This is a genomic window from Pararhizobium sp. IMCC21322 (assembly GCF_030758295.1).
In the GTDB taxonomy this organism is placed as follows: domain Bacteria; phylum Pseudomonadota; class Alphaproteobacteria; order Rhizobiales.
This window is the reverse complement of record NZ_CP132335.1, coordinates 1882504-1902303: the sequence shown is the minus strand read 5'-3', so window position 1 is coordinate 1902303 and position 19800 is coordinate 1882504. Positions and strand designations below refer to the sequence as shown.

The 19800-nt window shown below is 52.1% G+C and carries 17 protein-coding genes; 4 read left to right on the top strand and 13 right to left on the bottom strand.

Annotated features, from left to right (window positions below; genetic code table 11):
* The first annotated feature begins 573 nt into the window (after positions 1 to 573).
* The 3 genes from RAL91_RS09185 (at position 574) to RAL91_RS09175 (ending at position 3679) form a co-directional block, all read left to right on the top strand.
* Entirely contained in the window at positions 574 to 1335 is a 762-nt protein-coding gene (locus RAL91_RS09185) for an ATP-binding cassette domain-containing protein (RefSeq protein ID WP_306261617.1), read from the top strand.
* A gap of 6 nt (positions 1336 to 1341) precedes the next feature.
* Positions 1342 to 2475 (top strand): ABC transporter permease, encoded by a 1134-nt coding sequence (locus RAL91_RS09180; protein ID WP_306261616.1) that lies wholly within the window; start codon positions 1342 to 1344, stop codon positions 2473 to 2475.
* 61 nt (positions 2476 to 2536) lie between these two features.
* Entirely contained in the window at positions 2537 to 3679 is a 1143-nt protein-coding gene (locus tag RAL91_RS09175; protein ID WP_306261615.1) for a substrate-binding domain-containing protein, read from the top strand.
* A 49-nt stretch (positions 3680 to 3728) separates the two neighbouring features.
* Here the strand turns inward: RAL91_RS09175 and RAL91_RS09170 are convergent, their stop codons facing one another.
* On the bottom strand, positions 3729 to 4619 hold the full coding sequence (locus tag RAL91_RS09170; protein ID WP_306261614.1) for a LysR family transcriptional regulator: 891 nt from the start codon (positions 4617 to 4619) through the stop codon (positions 3729 to 3731).
* 102 nt (positions 4620 to 4721) lie between these two features.
* Between RAL91_RS09170 and RAL91_RS09165 the strand changes: the two genes are divergently transcribed.
* A complete protein-coding gene (locus RAL91_RS09165; protein WP_306261613.1) occupies positions 4722 to 5705 on the top strand; it encodes an NAD(P)-dependent alcohol dehydrogenase in 984 nt (327 codons plus the stop codon).
* On the opposite strand, the gene RAL91_RS09160 is transcribed toward RAL91_RS09165, so the two are convergent.
* The 12 genes from RAL91_RS09160 to RAL91_RS09105 form a co-directional block, all read right to left on the bottom strand.
* The gene (locus tag RAL91_RS09160; RefSeq protein WP_306261612.1) at positions 5702 to 7030 is read right to left on the bottom strand and encodes an oligosaccharide flippase family protein; all 1329 of its coding nucleotides are present in this window, start codon (positions 7028 to 7030) and stop codon (positions 5702 to 5704) included. The two genes, RAL91_RS09165 and RAL91_RS09160, sit on opposite strands and share 4 nt — an antisense overlap.
* 7 nt (positions 7031 to 7037) lie before the next feature.
* The gene (locus tag RAL91_RS09155; protein WP_306261611.1) at positions 7038 to 8078 is read right to left on the bottom strand and encodes an Ldh family oxidoreductase; all 1041 of its coding nucleotides are present in this window, start codon (positions 8076 to 8078) and stop codon (positions 7038 to 7040) included.
* On the bottom strand, positions 8075 to 9304 hold the full coding sequence (locus RAL91_RS09150) for a hypothetical protein (protein WP_306261610.1): 1230 nt from the start codon (positions 9302 to 9304) through the stop codon (positions 8075 to 8077). The genes RAL91_RS09155 and RAL91_RS09150 overlap by 4 nt, the downstream gene beginning before the upstream one ends.
* Positions 9291 to 10526 (bottom strand): hypothetical protein, encoded by a 1236-nt coding sequence (locus RAL91_RS09145; RefSeq protein ID WP_306261609.1) that lies wholly within the window; start codon positions 10524 to 10526, stop codon positions 9291 to 9293. Before RAL91_RS09145 ends, RAL91_RS09150 begins: the two co-directional genes overlap by 14 nt.
* 15 nt (positions 10527 to 10541) lie before the next feature.
* Positions 10542 to 11384 carry a hypothetical protein gene (locus RAL91_RS09140; protein WP_306261608.1) on the bottom strand — a complete coding sequence of 281 codons (843 nt, stop codon included), beginning with the start codon at positions 11382 to 11384 and terminating at the stop codon, positions 10542 to 10544.
* 248 nt (positions 11385 to 11632) lie between these two features.
* Positions 11633 to 13720 carry a bifunctional diguanylate cyclase/phosphodiesterase gene (locus tag RAL91_RS09135; protein ID WP_306261606.1) on the bottom strand — a complete coding sequence of 696 codons (2088 nt, stop codon included), beginning with the start codon at positions 13718 to 13720 and terminating at the stop codon, positions 11633 to 11635.
* A gap of 204 nt (positions 13721 to 13924) precedes the next feature.
* Positions 13925 to 15163, bottom strand: coding sequence for an FAD-binding oxidoreductase (locus RAL91_RS09130; protein WP_306261604.1), 1239 nt, complete (start codon positions 15161 to 15163; stop codon positions 13925 to 13927).
* A gap of 8 nt (positions 15164 to 15171) precedes the next feature.
* On the bottom strand, positions 15172 to 15957 hold the full coding sequence (locus tag RAL91_RS09125; protein WP_306261602.1) for an amino acid ABC transporter ATP-binding protein: 786 nt from the start codon (positions 15955 to 15957) through the stop codon (positions 15172 to 15174).
* Positions 15958 to 15961: 4 nt separating this feature from the next.
* Complete coding sequence (locus tag RAL91_RS09120; RefSeq protein ID WP_306261599.1) at positions 15962 to 16627, bottom strand: amino acid ABC transporter permease; 666 nt, start codon at positions 16625 to 16627, stop codon at positions 15962 to 15964.
* Between the two features lie 9 nt (positions 16628 to 16636).
* Positions 16637 to 17317 carry an amino acid ABC transporter permease gene (locus RAL91_RS09115; protein WP_306261597.1) on the bottom strand — a complete coding sequence of 227 codons (681 nt, stop codon included), beginning with the start codon at positions 17315 to 17317 and terminating at the stop codon, positions 16637 to 16639.
* Positions 17318 to 17396: 79 nt separating this feature from the next.
* Positions 17397 to 18230, bottom strand: a complete 834-nt coding sequence (locus RAL91_RS09110) for a transporter substrate-binding domain-containing protein (protein WP_306261595.1) — start codon at positions 18228 to 18230, stop codon at positions 17397 to 17399.
* Between the two features lie 104 nt (positions 18231 to 18334).
* The gene (locus tag RAL91_RS09105; RefSeq protein WP_306261593.1) at positions 18335 to 19660 is read right to left on the bottom strand and encodes an aspartate aminotransferase family protein; all 1326 of its coding nucleotides are present in this window, start codon (positions 19658 to 19660) and stop codon (positions 18335 to 18337) included.
* Positions 19661 to 19800 lie beyond the last annotated feature (140 nt).

The window sequence follows — 19800 nt, the reverse complement described above, 5'->3', positions numbered from 1 at the left end:
AGGGAGGCCGGGCCAGTAATTCGTATGGTTCGTCTTGATAAATGTATCATCGATACCAATGCCGGTTGTCTATCTGTGGGGGCTTTTAACAGCGCTTCGCTGCAGAATAAAGCTTTTGCTGCCAAACACGTCACTTTTGCGCATGTCAAACCTTAAAGCTCCTTTGATCTGAGTTCACCAGGCCATGTTTAGCCACCTTCGATTGGGCAGGATGCAGCGTATCATGCGCCCGAGCAGTGGCCGCGAGCGCGCTGGCTTCAAGACAATCGAAACGGAAAACAATGTCTTTCCAGAAGGCTGATTAGAAGATTCAAATCAGGTGTTTACGAGGCTTTCCTGCTGTTCTGATTCAGGTTTAACCAGCCTGGGGCCATCAGAGCATCCAGAAAAAGTTATCGATAACACTTGACGCAAGTTACCGGTAACGTATAGGACTCTGAGGTGGAGGTATCAGGTCCGATTGCCAGTCAATTGTGCTTGAACAGGGATTCTTTAAAGCCAGCAAAAAGCTGAAATCTGCAAGCGCTCGTCGCTTTCGGACACGGATACCCTTTGCCTTTTGGGAGGATAAGAATGGTTGAGAATCAGCCTATCGTTGCCATGCGCGGCATCAGCAAACGGTTTGGCGGCGTCGTCGCTTTAAGCCATGTCGATCTTACGGCCTATGCAGGCGAAGTGCTGGCAATCGTCGGTGACAATGGCGCCGGCAAATCGACGCTCATCAAAATCCTGACAGGTGTGTATCAGCCGACTGAAGGGTCGATTGAACTTGATGGCAAGCCCTTTTCAATGGCCAGCCATTCCGATGCCATCGAGAATGGCATTGATGCGGTCTATCAGAACCTGGCAATTGCCGATCATCTGACACCAGCGGAAAATCTGTTTCTCGGTGCCGAGTTGACGAAAAAAGTTCTCGGGTTCGAAGCCCTCGACAACAAACTGATGAAATCTGAAGCCACCCGCGTCCTGAAAGACCGGCTGGGTGTTCAGTTGAAAAGCATGGATGTTGCGACGGAGAGCCTGTCCGGCGGTCAACGACAGGCTGTCGCAATTGCCCGTGCTGTCCGTCACGATGATCTGCGCGTTTTGGTCATGGACGAACCGACAGCAGCGCTGGGGCCTCAGGAGACGGCCCGGACCCTTGAGTTGATCAAAGTGCTGAAGCAGCAGGGCCTGGCCATTATCGTCATCTCCCATTCACTTGATGATGTGTTCGAAATTTCGGACCGCATTCATGTGCAGCGTCGTGGCCAGTGTGCCGGTGTCGTGAAGACTGCGGACACAACAAATGAAGAAGTGCTTGGCCTGATCGTCGGCACAAGAACGGCGGCTTAGAGACCCATGAAACAATCTGATTCATCCGCCGAAAGCGGCCCGCAAACCCTGTCAGAACGTCTGGCCCCTTATGTCAGCTTTCTTGGCCCGATGGCGATGATTCTGATGATCATTGTGTTCATGGGCGTTGTGGAGCCTGCGCGTTACTTCCGGCTTTCCAACCTCAATCAAATTCTGCTCGATGCAGCGCTCTATATGCCAATGGCTATGGCGATGACATTTGTCATCACCCAGCGCGGCATTGATTTGTCTATCGGCTCAGTTGCTGCCCTGTCGTCGATCATCATGGCATTTCTGATCAAACAATATGGTTTTCCGGCCTGGTCAGCGGCTCTCATTGCCTTGTGCCTTGGCGCCATGATGGGGCTGATCAACGGCCTCGTCATCACCAAGTTCAAAGTGCCGGATTTGATCGGCACTCTGGCGATGGACCTTGTCTATCGCGGCTTTGCCCTGGTCATTGCCAAAGGGCTTGTGCTTGCACGCTTTCCGGACATGATCACCGAAATTGGTCGGGGTCAGTCTTTGATATTTCTGCCCACGCCCGTCGTGATTGGTGTGCTGACTTTCATTGCCGGTTATGTACTGCTGAAATCTACCCATTTCGGGCGCTACACGATTGCCATTGGCTCAAATCCGGAAGCATCCGATATGACCGGCATCGCTGTCGACCGGCACCGGGTCTACGCCTATGTGCTGATGGGAACCATGGCCGCCCTTGCCGGCATTATGCTGACGGGCAAGCTGAACGCCATTCAGGCAACCTCCGCGCCCTATTTCAATCTGCATGTCATTGCGGCGGTCGTTGTGGGTGGAACATCGCTGTTTGGCGGTCGCGCCTCCATCGTCGGTTCACTGGCGGGTGTGCTGCTGTTGTCGATGATGATCAATGCACTTGTGACACTGCGCATCGAGTTCTTCTGGCAATCTGTCGCCTCAGGTGTGGTGATCATTTTCTCGGTGGCCCTTTACACATGGCTGCAAAAGAAAGACCGCGACGGGTCTGGTGGCATCAGGGCCGCAATGGGCAATCCCGACAATCGAAAACTTCTCAGGCTGACGGGCTACATCGTTGGCGCAGCGATCATCCTGAGCATTGTCAGCCTTATGCTTGGCGGGTCACCAAACCCAAGCGGCTAAAAACAACAAGTTCATCGCAGTCAAAATTTTAAAATGACTGCAAATTCCGGGAGGGAAAAAAATGAAAAACTGGAAACTGGGACTAAAAATGGGTCTTGCGGCAGCTTTGCTGACCTCAACGGCAATGGCAGCAGAACTGCCATTGAAGGAAATGGAAGGCTTTGCAGACCGGGAGCATTATCTGCCAGGTGAAGTCAATCAGGATGGCGCACTGGAAGCCCTGCAAAATGCGACGGGACTGGAAGCCACCAAATATACCGGCACTCAGGACAAGCCCCTGCAGATCGCCCTGATCTATCCATCAGCAGATGTTTCGGATTTCTGGGCACGCAACTATCTGGCACTCACAAAACGGCTGGATCAGTTGGGCATAGAGTATGAAACACGCGAATTTGCTTCGCGGCAGGTCGAGCATTCGCTTCAGGCAACTTATGCTGCACAAGTGGACCAGGATGCAGATCTCTATGATTTCGTGATTTTCGGCCCTTCTGAACTGGCCACACAGGCCGATAACATCGACAAGCTGGCGCAAAACCCGGATCTGACTACCTTTGTCTGGGCTTTCCACACGCCGCTGAAATATCTGAAACAACAACCAGCTGCCTGGTTCGATTTTTCATCAGCCTATGGTGCACTCAAGATCTGTGACTACATGGTTGATCGGCTTGGCAAAGATGTGACCTATGCCATGAACCGCGGTATTCCGGGCATTACGGACAATCAGCGGTCCGGTGATTTCAAGGATTGTGTTAAGGAAAAAGCCAACTGGAATGTGGTTTATGAGCATTATGGCGAGTATCAGCGCGAAGGCGGTTTTGAAGGTACCCAATTGATCCTTCAGGCCTATCCGGAAGCAAAAGTCATTCACAACGCGAATACAGCCATGTCCATGGGGTCGGTTGAAGCACAATTGGCAATCGGCAAGGAAAAGGAAATCTTTTCAACTGGTTGGGGTGGCACCGGCTTGGAACTGGATGCCATTCGCCGTGGTGAACTGGACGCAACACCCATGCGCATGGGCGATGATGTAGGTGCTGCGACAGCGGAAGCCATCAAAGCCCATCTGGAAGGTCGAGAGGCAGAGCTTCCACTTGTCTTTCTTGGGCGCATCACGATTGCCCATGATCAAATGAGCGTTGAAGAAATCGACGCTCTGGAAAAAGAAGCTTTCCGCTTCTCCGGCATCGGTGCTCTGGAACGCTAAACAGTGAGCTGATCAGAAAAAGGATGGGGCTTCGGTCCCATCCTTTATTTTATGGCAACGCCAATTCGCACGCCAGAAGATCAAACACTGTTCTGATCCTGAGGCTGGTACTTATTTCCCGATGGGCGACGAGCCAAATGGGAAACGTGAGGGGGTCAAGGTCCGGGAGCACACGCATCACGGCTGGTTCCGCATCGCCAATGTGAGCGTCCAGAACGCCGATACCCAAGCCCCGCTTTACGTATTCCCACATCACCAGATAATTCTCGGTCATGATGGGAAAGTTTGCCTTTGTAAGGTCAAGACCCATTCTGTTGAGGCCGTGCATCATTACATCACCACTGGTGATGTTGATGAACTCGGCATTCCGAAGGTCGTATGGCAGTTTTGGATTGCCGATCCGATCCAGATAGTCAGGCGCTGCATAAAGTCGCGCGGGTACATCCCTGATTTTCCTGGCAATCAGATCGGGTTCGGTCGGCCGGAAATTTCGGATTGCGATGTCAGCTTCACGTCGTCTCAGATCGCTGGTGGAATGAGAAGCGACAATCTCGAACTCGATGCCCGGCTGCTCATGCCGCAACCGTGCAATGATGGGTGGCAGCAAATAGGCCGCATAGACCTCGCTTGCAGATATGCGGACTATTCCTTCTATGGATTGCGATTGACCAATGGCCGTCAAAGAAACCCGGTTGGCTGCTTCGCCCATGGCCCGCACATGATCCAGCAGTTCCAATCCTGCCTCCGTTAGGTTCAGCCCTCGCCCCACCCTTTGGAAAAGCACGATGCCAAGTTCAGCCTCAAGCGCGTTGACCTGTCGGCCAAGGGTTGGCTGAGCTGCCCCTAACACGCGTGCTGCAGCTGACAGTGAGCCCTCTTCGGCCGTGATGAGAAACGCTTTTGCGTGGTTCCAGTCGAATTTAATGCCATTCCATTCCATGCATAAATGCATATAATTTAGGCGTAATTAGTCAATTTACCTTCCACGCATGCATATTTATACATGCGCTCTAACATCAACTTATTCATCTGGAGCTGAACGATGAAAGCTGTGATCTATAAACAATATGGCGCACCCGACGTGCTCAAGCTCAGTCAGGTGACCAAACCTACGCCGAAAGACAATGAGGTGCTCATCAAGATATACGCAACAAGCGTGACCACCGGCGACCAGAAGGCACGCAGCCTGGACTTGCCAAGGGGATACGGGCTGATCGGTCGTCTGGTGTTTGGGACTTTCGCACCAAGACGCAAAATCCTTGGAACTGAATATGCTGGTCGAATTGTTGCTGTTGGACAAAGCGTCACGCGGTTTAAGATTGGCGATGATGTTTTTGCCTATCCCGGCGCTAAATTCGGCGGTTATGCGGAATATGCAACCATTGCCGAGGGTGCAGCCATTGCTTTGATGCCTGCTTCTTCAAGCTACAAGGAAGCAGCCGGTCTGTCCTTTGGCGGTGCCACTGCTCTGAATTTTTTGCGGGATAAGGCCGGGATCCAAAGTGGTGACAAAGTGCTCATAAATGGTGCCTCAGGCGGGGTTGGAACCGCTGCGGTCCAAATCGCCAAGTATTTTGGCGCACATGTCAGCGGTGTCTGCAGCGCCGGTAATATGGATCTTGTTCGATCCATAGGAGCCGACAGCGTCATTGATTACACACAGGAAGACTTTTCCTGGCAAGAAAATGCCTACGACATCATTCTCGATACAACTGGCACCCTCACCTATAAATCAGCGCAAAAAGCTTTGCGCACAGGTGGGCGCTTTCTGATGGTTTCCGGTGATTTACCGCAGCTTTTGTCGATGATTTTTGCAACGAAAACCGATGGCAAAAAAGGCATCGGGGGTTATGCCCCGGAGAAGGCCGAAGAATTGAAGTTTATCGCAGAGCTTGTGGAGGCTGGCCAGTTCAGCCCCGTCATTGACCGATGCTATCCGCTTGACCAGATTCAAAAGGCGCATGCCTATGTGGATACCGGTCGCAAAAAGGGAAATGTTATCATCAGCGTGGATGACGGGATTTAGTGTACCCGTCTGGATTTGCCGAAAATGGACACCTGATACCCGGTTTTCTGTTTTGCCAGATGGTTCAGCCAGACAGACCAGAAGAGGGTTGTAATGATGACCGCTGCTGCCGCGCCTTCATATTTGAAGAGCGGGACCAGCACCAGATTGCTGACAAAGAGCAGGACTGTGCTGCAGATATAGACCGGTATACCGGCGCGCTGGTTTTTGGTGATCATCAATATCTGAATTGCAGGGCCTGCTGAGGCTCGAATGATCTGGGCTATGATCAATCCGAGAAGGCAGACATAGGCTGCCTGAAACTCCGGGCCGAAGAGACCCAGAACAAACTTCCCGAAGAGCAGCAGGCCAATCAGTGATGCGATGCTGGAGACAATTGCAAAGACATTGGCCTTTCCAATGATCCGATGCATTTTCTGGCTATCTGCCGCCAGATGTGCGTTGGCGGCATCGCGCAACAGGATCTGGTGGGTGACCTGAACAGCAAAGACCAGCAAGGCCGCTATTTTCATGGCAACGCCAAAGATACCCGCTTCGTCAACCGGCAGGATCAGCCCGATCATCAAGATATCCATGTCCGCGAACATATTGACGAACAAGGTGGAGAAGATCATCGGAACAGCGAGCCGTCTGAGTTTTGACGTCTCCTGGCCGGACAGAGGAGCATCGCCTGCAGCACCGACAAATTCAGAACGGGTCTTTTGGCGTAACGCCAATGCCATCCAGACTGTCAGGGCGACGACAATCAGAAAATTGAGCGTGACTATTGAAACGGAGCCAATCGGCACTGAAAAGGCCAAAGCTGCCGCCACAAAACAGAGCGTCAGCACCGGCCTGAACAACAGCTCCGGCAGATTGGCCAATTGAAAGAACTTCATGGCGTTTGCAATGCCGCCGCATAGCCGCATCACCAGATAGACGGGAGCCGTGGCCAGACCAATCAGCAATGCGTAACGTTTGTCAGTGGCCATTTCCGGATACAGCCATATCAGCAACGCAATCGGGATGCTGAACAGGCCTGTCAGAAGCAAAGCATCCTTGCGAACCAATTGAAGGAATGCCTTAAGGCTGGTCGAATGACTGTCTGCTTCATGATCGGCAAGGATGGGTGCGACAATCCACGGATATCCCATCGAGATAAAGACTGACAGGATACCGCCAAGGCTCAACGCCACATAATAGGTGCCCAGCACATCAGCACCATAAAACCTTGCGATCAATATCTGTAGAATGATGCCTGTACCCGCGCCACCAAGCCGCGCCACCGTCAGGAAGAATGACGTGCCGAACAGGGTGGAAAGCAAACTGGCAAGTTTCGGCATCATCGCGTGCCTACCAGGGTGTCGGTATGTTGAATTCTGCGGACAGGGCAGCCAGTTCAGCTTGGATTTTTTGCGGAATATCCAACCCGTTTTCGCTATTGGCTTTGAAGTTCGCCCAGCGAATTTCTCCAGGAAGCAGGACTTCTGCTTCGGAACTTGACGCTTTCAGAAGCGCTCTAAAGGCTTCAAATCGCGCAAAGAAATCGGCCAGCGGCATGAATTTTTCCACGTCGATCACAATCACGCAGTGGCCGTTATCGCTGTTGTCTGCAAAGTTGCTATAGGTCGATTTAACCCCGTCGGAAAACCCTGCGCCGCTCAGAATACCGGACAGGATTTCCACCATCAAAGACAGCCCGTATCCCTTTGCACCGCCAAAGGGTAGCAGCGCCGCCTCACCGATTTTTGCCGGATCCGTTTCGGGTTGACCATCCGGCCTGATTGCGAGTCCTTGCGGCAGAGCTTCACCTTTGGACAGATACTCCCGCACTGTGGAGCCTGCCAAGGATGATGTGGCAAAATCGACGAGCAGATGATCGCCATTTTCGCGTGGCGCTCCAAAGGCGAAAGGGTTGGTGCCAAGAACGGCAGATAGGCCGCCATGAGCCACCACTTTGGGAAATGAGTTGCTCATGACCAGCGAGAGCATGCCCTTGTCTGCGGCCTGAGCGGCGAAGTAGGCACCTGTTCCAAAAAAATTGCTGTGCTTTACGCCGACAATGCCAATGCCGGTCTCCCGCGCCAGATCCACGGCGTGTTGTGTTGCAAGGTCTCCGGCATAATAGCCAAATCCATTTTCCGCATTCAAAACGCCTGCACTTGTTCCGGTGCGCTCGAAGTGAGGGTTGCTTTGCGGGTTCAGCACCCCAGCGCGCAAACGCTTCACATGGATAGGGATGCGCAGAACACCGAAATTCTCACGTCCCACCAGTTCGCTCCAGATCATGTTGGCCGCTACGGATCGGGCCTGCTTTTCCTCAACGGACAGGGCTGCAAACAGGCGCAAAACATAGGCTTCCAGATCAGTGGCGGTGACACGATCACGGGTCACAGCAGTCTCTTTATCGTTTGTTCAACCCGCGTAATGAGCGCTGCAAAACTGGGATATGGATCGGACAGGCTATGAAGCGGTGAAATATGGTTCAAAGGGAACAGGCTTTTGATCCATTGTCCTGCCGTGATTTTCCCGGCCTTTTGCATTTCAAGAAAGGCCAGAAAATCCCGCAGCGCATACCAGAAAGTCAGCTTCTGATTGTAGTCCTTGAATGTCGGTGCTGGCTGCCCGGTGGCCTTGCAATAATAGATGAAGTCAATCGGCGCTCCGGCACGCACGATCAACTCCTGTGCGGAGGTAAAGCGTGCATTGCATTCAATGATCTTCAATACGTTGTCGCGCGGGTCGCGCTTAAACTCGACATTGCCGAAGCCGGTAAACCCAATCCCTTCGAATAACTGTTTACCGACTGCTGCCGTTTCAGGCATCCACTTGCTTTGGTGGTAACAGGCCAGTCCGCGATTGAGCGGAAATCTGCGGATGATGCATTTTGTGTAATCGAAAGATGGCTGATGATCGTCAGCCATATAGGTGTAATAGCTGCTCAGCAGTGAATCCGGCCCGGGGATCATCTCGATCACCATGACATCCAGCTTTTTGGCCCAGGACAGTCTGACTTTCTCAGCCAGTTCATCAAATTCCATTTCGATGATGAACAGTTTGCGGCCAAACACTTTGATGAATTCGTGCGATAGAACCGGCTTGACCATGACTGGAAACGAGACGGATTGGCGAACGATTTCAAGATCTGCTTCGGTTTCGACATCCCAGAACTGCGGAGTGGCAACTCCGGCAGATCGAGCCAGTTTCAACGTTTCGCGCTTGTCCAAAAGCGCCAATTGTATTTCAGAATTGGCGTGATCCAGCACATAATTCTGTTCCAGAGCTGTTCTGTTATTGGCCAGAAACTCGAGAGCGAAATCGCTGCAACCGATCAACAGGCTGCCATGCAGATTTGTGTTGGCGCCTGATAGAAGAAGGTCGTGCCAGTATTCAGCGTCAGAAACACCCCTCGGAATGGGCAATTTCTGGTGACAGTGACGCGAATTCATGCCCCAGCAATCAGATGGTCCAGACACGCGTGTTTTTATTCCGACAGCGCCGTATCGTCTGACAAGGGATAGTGAATTTTCCCTGCCACCCAGAATGAGCACAGGTGTGGATTTGTCCAGCGCAGACACATCCCAGTTTTCGAACGACGCCTGCAGATCAGTGGAGCTCATCAGCAAGAACCCTCTTTGCAACAGATGGTCGTTGATTTGCCTGTTCTGCACTGATCGGGGTTTTGCTTTGCGTTTCAGAGATCACGGGGGAAAGACCTGAGTGGGTCGGATTGTCTGAAGTCATGATGCCCATTTTTTGGGAATACAGATAATCCAGCGCGATTTCTGCAACAGGATTTCCGTCAATTGGATTGGCGATGAGATAATGATGATGAAGACCGGGAGTGGTGTTGACCTCTCCGACATAGCAGTTTTCTGACGAGAATGACCCAGCGATATCCTGGCATATCAGATCAACGCCTGCGAATTTTACGCCCAGATTCTGCACCAGCTCTGCGCAACGCAAAACAATATCTTCATTGACCAATTGGGTAACATTCACATTGCCGCTGCTGTCGTTTTCATTGGTCGCGCGCTTGATTTGTATGGCTTCACCATTCGGCGACACATCGGAGAGGCGCATATCATTGGCCATCATCCAGTTTTTCATATCCTTATCGATTGCCAACGGACTTAGTGCGCGCATGGGCAATTGATGTTCACGGCGTTTGTTTTCCTGCCTGATCAATTGGCGCAGGTTCGATTGCCCGTCACCGATCAGGACCGGTAGATCGCGACGAATGGCGTCGATGAACTGGCCATCAAGGAACAACAGCCGGTATGACTGCCCTTCAACCTGTTTTTCGACAATCAGATTGCGGTCAGATCGGGCGGCGAGCTTTGCGGCGGCCATCAGTTGGCCTTCCGTCTTAACGCCCGTTGTCACGCCTCGGCCGCCACCGGTGCCGCTGGCGGGTTTTACAACGATCGTGCTGTGAGAGGCCAAAAACCCTCTGGCCTTGTCCAACTGCGCCATGGACACGATGAGATGTGGCACAATCGGTGCCCCCAAATCACTTAGCAATTGATAGGTCAACGCCTTGTTGCCCATCAGGTTCAGCATCAGCGGACTGTCGAACATCATTTCATGCTGCCGGACAAAGGTGCTCCAGCCAGCCTTGCTGATCCGGGTCATTCCAAAGGAATTCAGAACGATGTCCGCTTCGATGTTCTTTGCAGCTTCACTCCAAAGCGCATCATAGTATGTCTGACGCAGTTTACGGTAACGCAGAAGCCTCAATATGGATGGGACATCCATGAAGAATCGCAAGCGATACCAGCACGACCAGATTTTGGCCGCGATGGGATTTGCCTTTGCGTTTTGAAGCTTGATATCTGACACCGAGTCCCGTCCGGATTATTCAAACAGGCAGCCGTCAAAGCTAAGTTGCTTGTCGACCCACTCGTTGGAGAATTTACCCTTTTTGACATTGGCCGTGTAATCCTCAAGGCTCTTGCGCTGATCTTCCAGATGGCTGATCGTGTCTGTCACAAAGTTCTTGTTGACCACGACAATGCCACTGGAGTCGGCGCAAATCGCATCGCCCGCATTCACGACAATGCCGCCGCAGGAAATGGAATGGCACAATTCGCCAGGTCCCCGATGCAGAGGGCCAAAGGCCGTAATGCCGGTTGCATAGACCGGAAGGCCGATCTCGCGTAGCCCGGACAAGTCTCGCACCAGCCCGTCAATCACAAATCCGGCCACACCCAGATGTTTGGCCTTGTTGCCAATCATGTCACCAACGCAGGCATTGCGGGGCAGACCGCTTGTATCCACAACGATAACATCACCAGGGTTTACAATGTCCAAAGCCTTGTGAACCATCAGATTGTCACCGGGGAAGACTTTCACGGTGATTGCCGGGCCGTAGAGCGCTTCTTCATTCACCACATTACGAATGGCCGGATCCATCGTGAACATGCGGTTGAGCGCATCTGAAATCTCGGGCGTTTCAAATTCCCGCAATTGTTTGATCTGCGCGACCGAAACACTTTCAAACTGCGTGTTTACACGAAAGCCAGGCCCGCCGCGCATTTCGGACGATGCCGGCCTCGTATTGGCACCTTCAGTATTGTCAGCGGGAACAAGCGGTACAACAACAGTGCCTTTGTCCGTTTCCCGATGGGGTAGAACATTGTTTGGATTGCGGAGATCCCGCCAATCCAGCTGATTGTGGTTCTTGATTTTATCGCGCATTTCTCAAGGTTCCCTTATTAGGATGCTAATATGCATGCATATCCCTTCAAATCCGTTTACACATTTGAGAACAATTTTTGTGGATTTTGTACAGACATCGTTAATGCTGTTGGGGTGCATTCTAAGAGGGTTATGCTTTTAAATCAGTACGATACGATCAAGCGCGGGTCAGCATCCTGGAATAAAAGTTAAATCGGAACGCTCTGCTACAAGGTCATATGTCTCACATATCCGCGGCTGGGGGCTGGCTAGGATGCTCTGAGCGCACGTTTTTCTTCGACTTTTGGAAACTCGCTCACGTTTTCCAGTCCATTCTGCAAATCCAGTATGGCTTGAAGGTCTGTATGCGGCATCGGCTTTCCGAACAAAAAGCCCTGGACCTGCTGACAACCCTGTTCGTGCAGGAATTTAAGGTGAGCTTCTGTCTCCACGCCTTCAGCAAGGACAGGGATATCCAGGCTGTTTCCCAGAATAACCGTCGATCTAATGATTGCCGAGGAGTGCTTGTTGGTGTGAATTTCTTTCACAAATTCCCGATCAATCTTGATTTTATCAAAAGGGAAGTTTTGCAGTGTCGACAGCGATGAATAGCCGGTTCCATAGTCATCCATGGCAATCTTCACACCGAGGTTCTTCAACTGGCGAATAATATGAAGCGTTTGTGCGGTATCTGAGATAATTCCGCTCTCGGTGATTTCCAGTTCCAGCCGTGCGGGCGACAAGCCGGTCTTTAGCAGCGTTTCATGAACTGTTGCGGGGAATTCGGGATCACAAATCTGTTTCGGTGCCACGTTCACAGCAACATTGACAGGAAGCGACCATTCACACGCCTCTTTACAAGCCCGATGCAGAACCCAGTTGCCCAGAGCCGTGATCAAACCTGTTTCTTCTGCTATCGGAATGAATATGTCCGGTGGCACCATGCCTCGTTGTGGATGATGCCAGCGCAGCAGAGCTTCAACGCCGCTGATATTGCGCGTGCTCGCATTATTCTGAAGCTGATAATAGACTTCCAACTGGTCGTTTTCGATGGCACTGGAAAGATCCATCGCCAAGGCAGTCCGCTCTTTAACAGCTGTATCCATTTTCTCGTCATAGCCAACGGCACAGTTTCTGCCCCGCGTCTTTGCCCTGTACATGGCCAGGTCAGCTTTCTCCATCAGTTCAACGGGCTTAATGCCATCGCGCGGAAACAACGAGAATCCGATACTGGCGGTCATTTCAAAGATCGCCTCCTGCCAGACAACCGGTTTGCGAATTGAATCCAGTATCCTGTGGCCAAACTCCAACGCATCACGTTCCGTAAAGACTTTACTTTTCACGGCAATGAATTCGTCGCCTCCAAATCTGCCAAACACCTCGCCATCTCCCAATATGTCGGTGACACGCTGGCATATTGTGCGCAGCAGATGATCGCCCGCAGCATGGCCGTGAACATCATTCACGTTCTTGAAGCGGTCGAGATCTACGGAAAGAACCGCGACATTGGTTGTTGAATCACCCGTTCTGGAGAGCACCTTGGTCAAATACTGCTCACAACCAAGACGGTTGGCAACGCCTGTCAGCGGATCGTGCAAAGCCAAATGCTTATAATGTTCCGATGTCGCTTCGGCGTTTTTAAGATCGATCGTGCTGGTGATGAATGTCGTCAAAAACAACAAGGCCATCACAATCACAATACCAGTGCCCAGAATCTCTTCCGAAATCAGCTCGGTGACTTCCAGATCAATGTTTAAAGGTGTGAGCGTGAACCCGGACATTCCGGTAAAATGCATCAGGGCCACTGCGAGGCAAAACGCCACTGTGCCGCCCTGCTGACAAAAACGGGTCACCGGACGCGAAATTCGATTGAGTGCGACAACACCAAACCCGCCGCCGAACAGGATAGAGAACACAACGACTGTCGTGTCCCAGTGATAAACACCGGACAAGTGGATCGCTGCCATTCCGGAGTAATGCATAAGGCCGACACCGAGCCCCAGAATCAAACCGCCGATTTCAATAAGGTATGTCCGCTGAGTTAGAGAGGCGACATAAAAGCCGAGTGTTGTCGTGGCGACGACGAGAAGCAGTGATATTATGGAAAGAACCGGATCATACCCTAAAATGAGATTGCTCTCATAAGCCAGCATGGCAACGAAATGAGTGCTCCAGATTGTGCCGCCACCAATAAGACCTGCCAGGATCAGCCATAATTGCCTGACATCCTTTTCGGTACGCCGCATCCGCGCAAATAATTTCATCGTCACGACAGACCCCAAACCAAGGGTCATCACAGCCAGTATCAAAAATACCAGATTGTGCTCATAAACAATGTAACTCAATAAACTCAGCATACTGGATTGTCCTGGGTCATCAGAATTCTCGGACCGCAGGCTACCAAAATGAAGTGAATCACATGCTAACCGGGAACAGCAATGCGACGCGAACACCCTAAGACTGCGTTATCCAATTGGGTTCAGGCCCTGGAAAATGTGTGGATCGTCAGACGCGTCTCTTCTGACGCACGGCTATGCCGGAGACAATCGCAATTCGGAACCTTAAGCGAACCGGTCACAGGCGTAGGGAGCCATGTCGATATTGGGTTTTTGATTTGACATCAATTGAGACAGAAGCTGTCCGGTTCTTGCGCCACCGGTCAGACCGACATGCTGATGTCCGAACCCCAGAAAAACGCCCGGCGCGCCGGGAACCTGATCGATAATCGGCACCGAATCCGTCGGTGCGGGTCTGTGGCCCATCCATTGCGTTTCTTCCTTCCAGGTCAGTCCTGGAATGGCGCGTATTGCATTCTCGCGCAGCAGATCAAGCGGCGCTTTGGATGCCTGATTTTCAAGACCGCCAAACTCCACCATTCCGGCAACGCGTAGTCGTCCCTCCATTGGCGTTGCAATGAATTTGCCACTTGGGATGAGCGTTGGCGCGCGCGGCATTTTGTTCGGCTCCCAAAACTCCAGATGGTATCCGCTTTCCGCTTCCATAGGAATTTTGATGCCAAGCTTGCTGGTCAATCGGGTCGACCAGGCACCGGCTGTAACTGCAACCGCTGATGCTTCTAACGGGGCTCCACCAACCCGCACGCCGGTGACCTGACCGTTTTCCAGGATAAAATCCTCGACTTCGCCCTTCAGCACTGTGCCGCCCTGCGCCGAGAAATGGGATGTCAGATCAGCCACATAGGCGCTCGGGTCATTGATACGGCCATGATTGCCAAGGCGGGCAGCAAAGGTGAGGTCCGCCGCAAAAACAGGATCATAGGCCTGGCGTTCGGCTTCATTCAGACTGTCCCATTCAAAGCCGAGTTCCTTTTTGACAGACCAGCCGAACCCGTCCTTCTCAAAGGCCTTCTGATTTTCATACATGAAGGTAAAATCAGTCGGGATAATACGCGTCTCGGCAATAGTGCCGCCAGCCAGCGCCAAATGGTCCTCAAGACTGTCGCCAATGATGTGTCGGAGGGCTGTTGCAATGCGGCGCACTTCGCTGGCCTTGCTGTGCGACAAATAGCGAAGCGCCCAGGGAGCCAGCCTTGGCAGATAGGACAATTTAACGAAAAGCGGCTCTTTCGGGTCGAGAAGCATTTTCGGAATTTTGCGCGCAATGCCGGGTGTTGTGACCGGAATGACGGACGAAGAAGCAAGCACGCCAGCATTGCCATAGCTGGCCTGGGCTTCGGCGTTACCACGGTCAATCAGCGTAACGCTTTTGCCGGTGCGTTGCAGCCAGATGGCCGTTGATATGCCAACGATGCCTCCACCAATGACGATTACGGGCTTCATGCTATTGTTCAATCAAGGTTGGGTTCAGGTAGTCGGAACGAGCCGTGACCTCGCAGGAAATTCTTGGTTGCTTCTTCTTTGGGGTTGATCAGCACGGCCTCGGGATCACCCTGCTCCAGGATTTTTCCTTCGGACAGAAACAGAACCCGGTCGGCCACCGTGTAGGCGAACCCAAGCTCATGGGTGACAATCAGCATGGTCATACCATCATCCGCCAATTCTTTCATGGTTTGCAAAACCTCACCCACCAGTTCCGGGTCGAGCGCCGAGGTCGCCTCATCGAACAGCATGACTTCCGGTTCCATGGCCAGTGCGCGTGCGATGGCTACACGCTGCTGCTGGCCACCGGAGAGATGAGAAGGATAAGCATCCGCCTTCCAGCCAAGACCGACTTTCTCCAGATATCTGTCAGCGCGGCGCTCGCATTCCGCTGCATTACATTTCAGCACCGTGCGTGGCCCTTCCATGACATTCTGCTTCACATTCATATGAGGAAACAGATTGAAATGCTGAAACACCATACCAACGCGCGCACGCATTTTGGCCAGTTCGGAATCGCTGTAGCTCATGGTTTCGCCGGTTCCGCTGCCGACCAGATCACCCTGCAGCACAATTTGGCCCGCACTTGGAATTTCCATGAAATTGACACAGCGCAGCAAAGTGGATTTGCCAGATCCGGACGCACCAATGATGACCACAGTGCTGCCTTTTGATACTGTCAGATCAATATCATCCAGCACCTTCAGATCGCCAAAAGACTTGGACAGTTTTTTGATTTCAAGAACGTTGGTCAAGTCATCAGTTCCCCGGCTGGAATTTGATTTCCAATCGGCGCACTAAAATCGCGAATGGAAAAATGAGAAGGAAATAGAAAATCGCGACGGCGGTATACATCTCGATGGGATTGAATGAGATCGCTGCGATTGATTTGGCCTGATGCATGAGTTCGCCATAGGCGATCACGGACGCCAGAGAGGTCATTTTCACCAGTTCGACGGCGCGGTTCATGAAAGCCGGCACCATCCGCCGAATGGCCTGTGGCAGAATGATACGTTTCATCTGCTGCATGTAAGTCATGCCTAGGGCCTTGGCGGCCTCCCACTGCCCTTTCGCAATGGACTGAATGCCGGCGCGAAAAATCTCCGATGAAAAAGCTGTGGTGTTCAGAACAAGGCCAAGCGTGGCGGCCGTAAACGCATCGACCTGAAAAGGTGAAATGATGGGAAAAGCAAAGAAGAACCACATGATCTGAATGAGCACGGGCGTGTTACGGAACAGTTCGACAAAAGCGGTGGCCGGATAGTTCAGGATGGGTCTGGTTGAGTAACGTGCCGCGCCTACGAACAGGCCAAAAAACAACCCTAACACGAGACACAGCACAGCCAGAATGATTGTGTTCTGCAAGCCAGTCCACAACAGGGCCCGGTAGGTCCAGACTGCGCCAAAATCCCAACTATATTCCATCAGCCCCTCCTATCCTGTTGTAATTTCGCCGGTGCGGCCAAGGTAATGCTCAAGGTGACGTACGCCCATGGAGCAGATGAAAATCACGACGAAATACATGCCTGCCGCAACGGTGAAAACTTCGAGGTACCGATAGGTCTCCTCGGCAATTGAGTTGGCCTCATACAGAAGGTCTGCATAGGAAATTGTGCCGACAAGAGTTGTGGTTTTCATGACCTCGATGGCGCGTTCCATGAAAGCCGGCACCATGCGTTTGATGGCCTGAGGCAGAATGATGCGGCGCAATTGTGCATTGCGTTCCATGCCAAGTGCCTTGGAGGCTTCCCATTGGCCGCTGTCAATCGAGGCAATTCCTCCGCGAAAGACTTCCGCAAAGAACGCCGACGACTGAAGTGAAAATGTAATGACTGCCGCTTCGAATGGATCAATCTCTATGTCCAAAAGCAGCGGCATGGCAAAAAAGAACCAGAACAGCTGAGCAATGGGCGGTGTGGAACGCAAAAACTCAATCACAAAGCCAACCGGAACTCGAATGATCGCAACGCCATAAAGCCGGGCAAGAGCCAGAACCAGCCCGAGCGGCACCCCGAAGAGCAGCGCAAAACCTGTGACTTTCAAGGTGTTGACCAGACCAAGCAGCAGCAGATCAAAGTCGCGAAAAACAATCGCGAAGTCCCACTCATATCCCATTTCGGATTATCCCAGCATCAGATGAGAGGCCCGGGCGGGGCTCAATATCCCGCCCGGATCAAGGTTTTATATCAACGGATTACCAGTCTTCCTGGCGAATAGCTGGAACTGTAGAAGGGTCAACGTCGAAGGAGACAAGAAAATCCTCATACAGGCGTTGTGTTTCACCAGTGTTGTACATGTAGCTGATGGTGGTGTTCACCCAGTCACGGAAGGTCTTGTCATCTTCCCTGCGTACGCCAGCGGAAGATGCGGATGCACGGATCGGGGTTGGAATGACAATCTGGCCGCGGCCAACGTTTTTCCGCATGGTGATCAGCGGTGGATGGAACAGGACGACCGCGTTCACGCGGCCTGACTGGAAGGCAGCAAGTGCCTCAGCATTGCCAGGAAAGCTCAGGATTTCTGCATTAGGCAGATGTTTCTTGATGTAGACTTCCATTGTTGTGCCCTTGGACACAGAAAGCTTCATGCCGTCCTTGTTGAGATCCTCCCAAGCGGAAATTGTGAGGTCTTCATCTGCCAACACTGCCAGCGCGTAATAAAGCAGCGGCTGGGATGGGAAATCGACCGCCAAAGCCCGTTTTGGCGTGGCGTCAAGCACAAACTGAATATCAATCTTGCCAGCCTGAAGAGCGGCAATTGATGTGGCCCAAGTCACTTCTACCGGCTCAAACTCAACGCCGAGTGTTTCAGCCATGGCCTTGCCAACGGATGCGCCAACGCCAGTCCATTCATCACCGGCAGGGTCTTTGTAGAACCAGGGTGGTGCCTGCATCACACCAACACGCAATGTGCCCCGGTCCTTTACCGCGTCCATTGTCGACTGCGCTTGAGCGCCACTTGCTGCAAAAAGCATTGTCGTAATGGCAATGGAGACCATTGCTACTACGGATTTAAGATGTCTTATCATAACATTCCCTCTTTCGTGTTTCAGTTCGTTTTCGACCTTTGGTCGGTTATTGGCAGGTTGCCTCTGTCAATTCTCTCAGTCTTCATTCCGGACCCAAATTCAATTCACGAATAGTCCCGCTCAAACTCGCTGAAGCATCGCCTCAGAGCCGTAATCACCGGCTCTACGTCGCTCATCGACAGGCAAAGCGGCGGCACCATCCTCAGAACATTCTTGAAGTTGCCGGACTTTGATACGATCAAACCATGTTCACGCGTTTTCTCAAAGACCCATGCAGTCTCTTCCACAGCCGGTTCTTTGGTCGTTCTGTCCCGGACCAGCTCGATGGCCTGCATAAAACCGAGTCCGCGCACATCCCCAATGATTTCAAACTCTTCTTTAAGTTGAAGAAGACCTTCATTAAGTTTTGCGCCGACGGTTTTCGCGTTCTCAATCAGGTTTTCTTGTTTGATAATTCTGAGCACAGCACGAGCGGCAGCACAAGCCACCGGGTTCGCGCCGTATGTATGAAACAGGAATTTACCGCCCATGGCATCGGCAATCTCCCGTTTCGCCACCACGGCTCCAATGGGAATGCCGTTGCCCATGCCTTTTGCCATAACAACGATATCGGGAATTGTGTCATGGGATTCAAAACCCCACATGGCATCGCCTGTCTTGCCAAATCCGGACTGCACCTCGTCTGCAATACACACTCCACCGGCTGCACGTATGCGTTCAAAAGCGCCCTTCATATAGCCAGGTGGCATGGGAATAATGCCGCCATAGCCCTGCACCGGTTCGATCACCATGCCGGCCAATTGGCCACTGGTGGCAAAGGAAATCGTACGGTCAAGATCATCCAGATAAGGTTGGACGCCTTTGCCGAAAATGCCGCGATACTGGCAGGGTTCTGCAGCGAAGCTGACATTGGGCAATTGCGCGATGTTGTGACGGAAGTTCTGCACACCGGTCACGCCCTGCGCGCCATAGGTGGCGCCATGATAGGAATTGCGCAGGGCAATCAAATCCTGATTGCCGGTGCTGGCTCTCGCCATCATCAACGCCAGATCAATCGCTTCTGCTCCGGAATTTGTGAAGTGGACGACCCAGTCATGCCCATCCGGCATGGTCGCCGCAATTTCCTCTGCCAGATGCGCTGGCACCGGATGATAGAACATTGTGGTGCAATGGGTGAGCTCTTCGACCTGTTCCTTAACAGCATCAACAACCATCGGGTGGGCATGGCCAACACTGATGCACAGATTCATGCCCAGAAGATCAGTCAGTTTATTGCCCAGTTCATCCCAAATATATTGGCCTTTGCCATGTTTCAGGATCAGCGGCTTCTGATACGGAACAAAGGCGCGCTGAGAGGCAGCGTAATATTGGTTCCGCTTGTCAATAATCTTCTGCGTAGACCAATCGACGGGGCATTTCGGTATTGTCATTTGGCGTCTCTCCAACCCGTTCGCCACAGATGTTTGGCGAATTCCTGTCTTGGGTGACATCACGCTAGGTTTGAATGGAATGAGAAAACAGGGACAGTTAATCTCAAAAAAAAGGACAGACAGATCCACCCTGTGCCGGT

Excerpts from the sequence above, each read along its gene's own strand:
- RAL91_RS09185 (WP_306261617.1), top strand. The coding sequence starts at position 574 with ATGGTTGAGAATCAGCCTATCGTTGCCATGCGCGGCATCAGCAAACGG.
- RAL91_RS09180 (WP_306261616.1), top strand. The coding sequence starts at position 1,342 with ATGAAACAATCTGATTCATCCGCCGAAAGCGGCCCGCAAACCCTGTCA.
- RAL91_RS09175 (WP_306261615.1), top strand. The coding sequence starts at position 2,537 with ATGAAAAACTGGAAACTGGGACTAAAAATGGGTCTTGCGGCAGCTTTG.
- RAL91_RS09170 (WP_306261614.1), bottom strand. The coding sequence starts at position 4,619 with ATGGAATGGAATGGCATTAAATTCGACTGGAACCACGCAAAAGCGTTT.
- RAL91_RS09165 (WP_306261613.1), top strand. The coding sequence starts at position 4,722 with ATGAAAGCTGTGATCTATAAACAATATGGCGCACCCGACGTGCTCAAG.
- RAL91_RS09160 (WP_306261612.1), bottom strand. The coding sequence starts at position 7,030 with ATGATGCCGAAACTTGCCAGTTTGCTTTCCACCCTGTTCGGCACGTCA.
- RAL91_RS09150 (WP_306261610.1), bottom strand. The coding sequence starts at position 9,304 with ATGAGCTCCACTGATCTGCAGGCGTCGTTCGAAAACTGGGATGTGTCT.
- RAL91_RS09140 (WP_306261608.1), bottom strand. The coding sequence starts at position 11,384 with ATGCGCGATAAAATCAAGAACCACAATCAGCTGGATTGGCGGGATCTC.
- RAL91_RS09135 (WP_306261606.1), bottom strand. The coding sequence starts at position 13,720 with ATGCTGAGTTTATTGAGTTACATTGTTTATGAGCACAATCTGGTATTT.
- RAL91_RS09130 (WP_306261604.1), bottom strand. The coding sequence starts at position 15,163 with ATGAAGCCCGTAATCGTCATTGGTGGAGGCATCGTTGGCATATCAACG.
- RAL91_RS09120 (WP_306261599.1), bottom strand. The coding sequence starts at position 16,627 with ATGGAATATAGTTGGGATTTTGGCGCAGTCTGGACCTACCGGGCCCTG.
- RAL91_RS09115 (WP_306261597.1), bottom strand. The coding sequence starts at position 17,317 with ATGGGATATGAGTGGGACTTCGCGATTGTTTTTCGCGACTTTGATCTG.
- RAL91_RS09110 (WP_306261595.1), bottom strand. The coding sequence starts at position 18,230 with ATGATAAGACATCTTAAATCCGTAGTAGCAATGGTCTCCATTGCCATT.
- RAL91_RS09105 (WP_306261593.1), bottom strand. The coding sequence starts at position 19,660 with ATGACAATACCGAAATGCCCCGTCGATTGGTCTACGCAGAAGATTATT.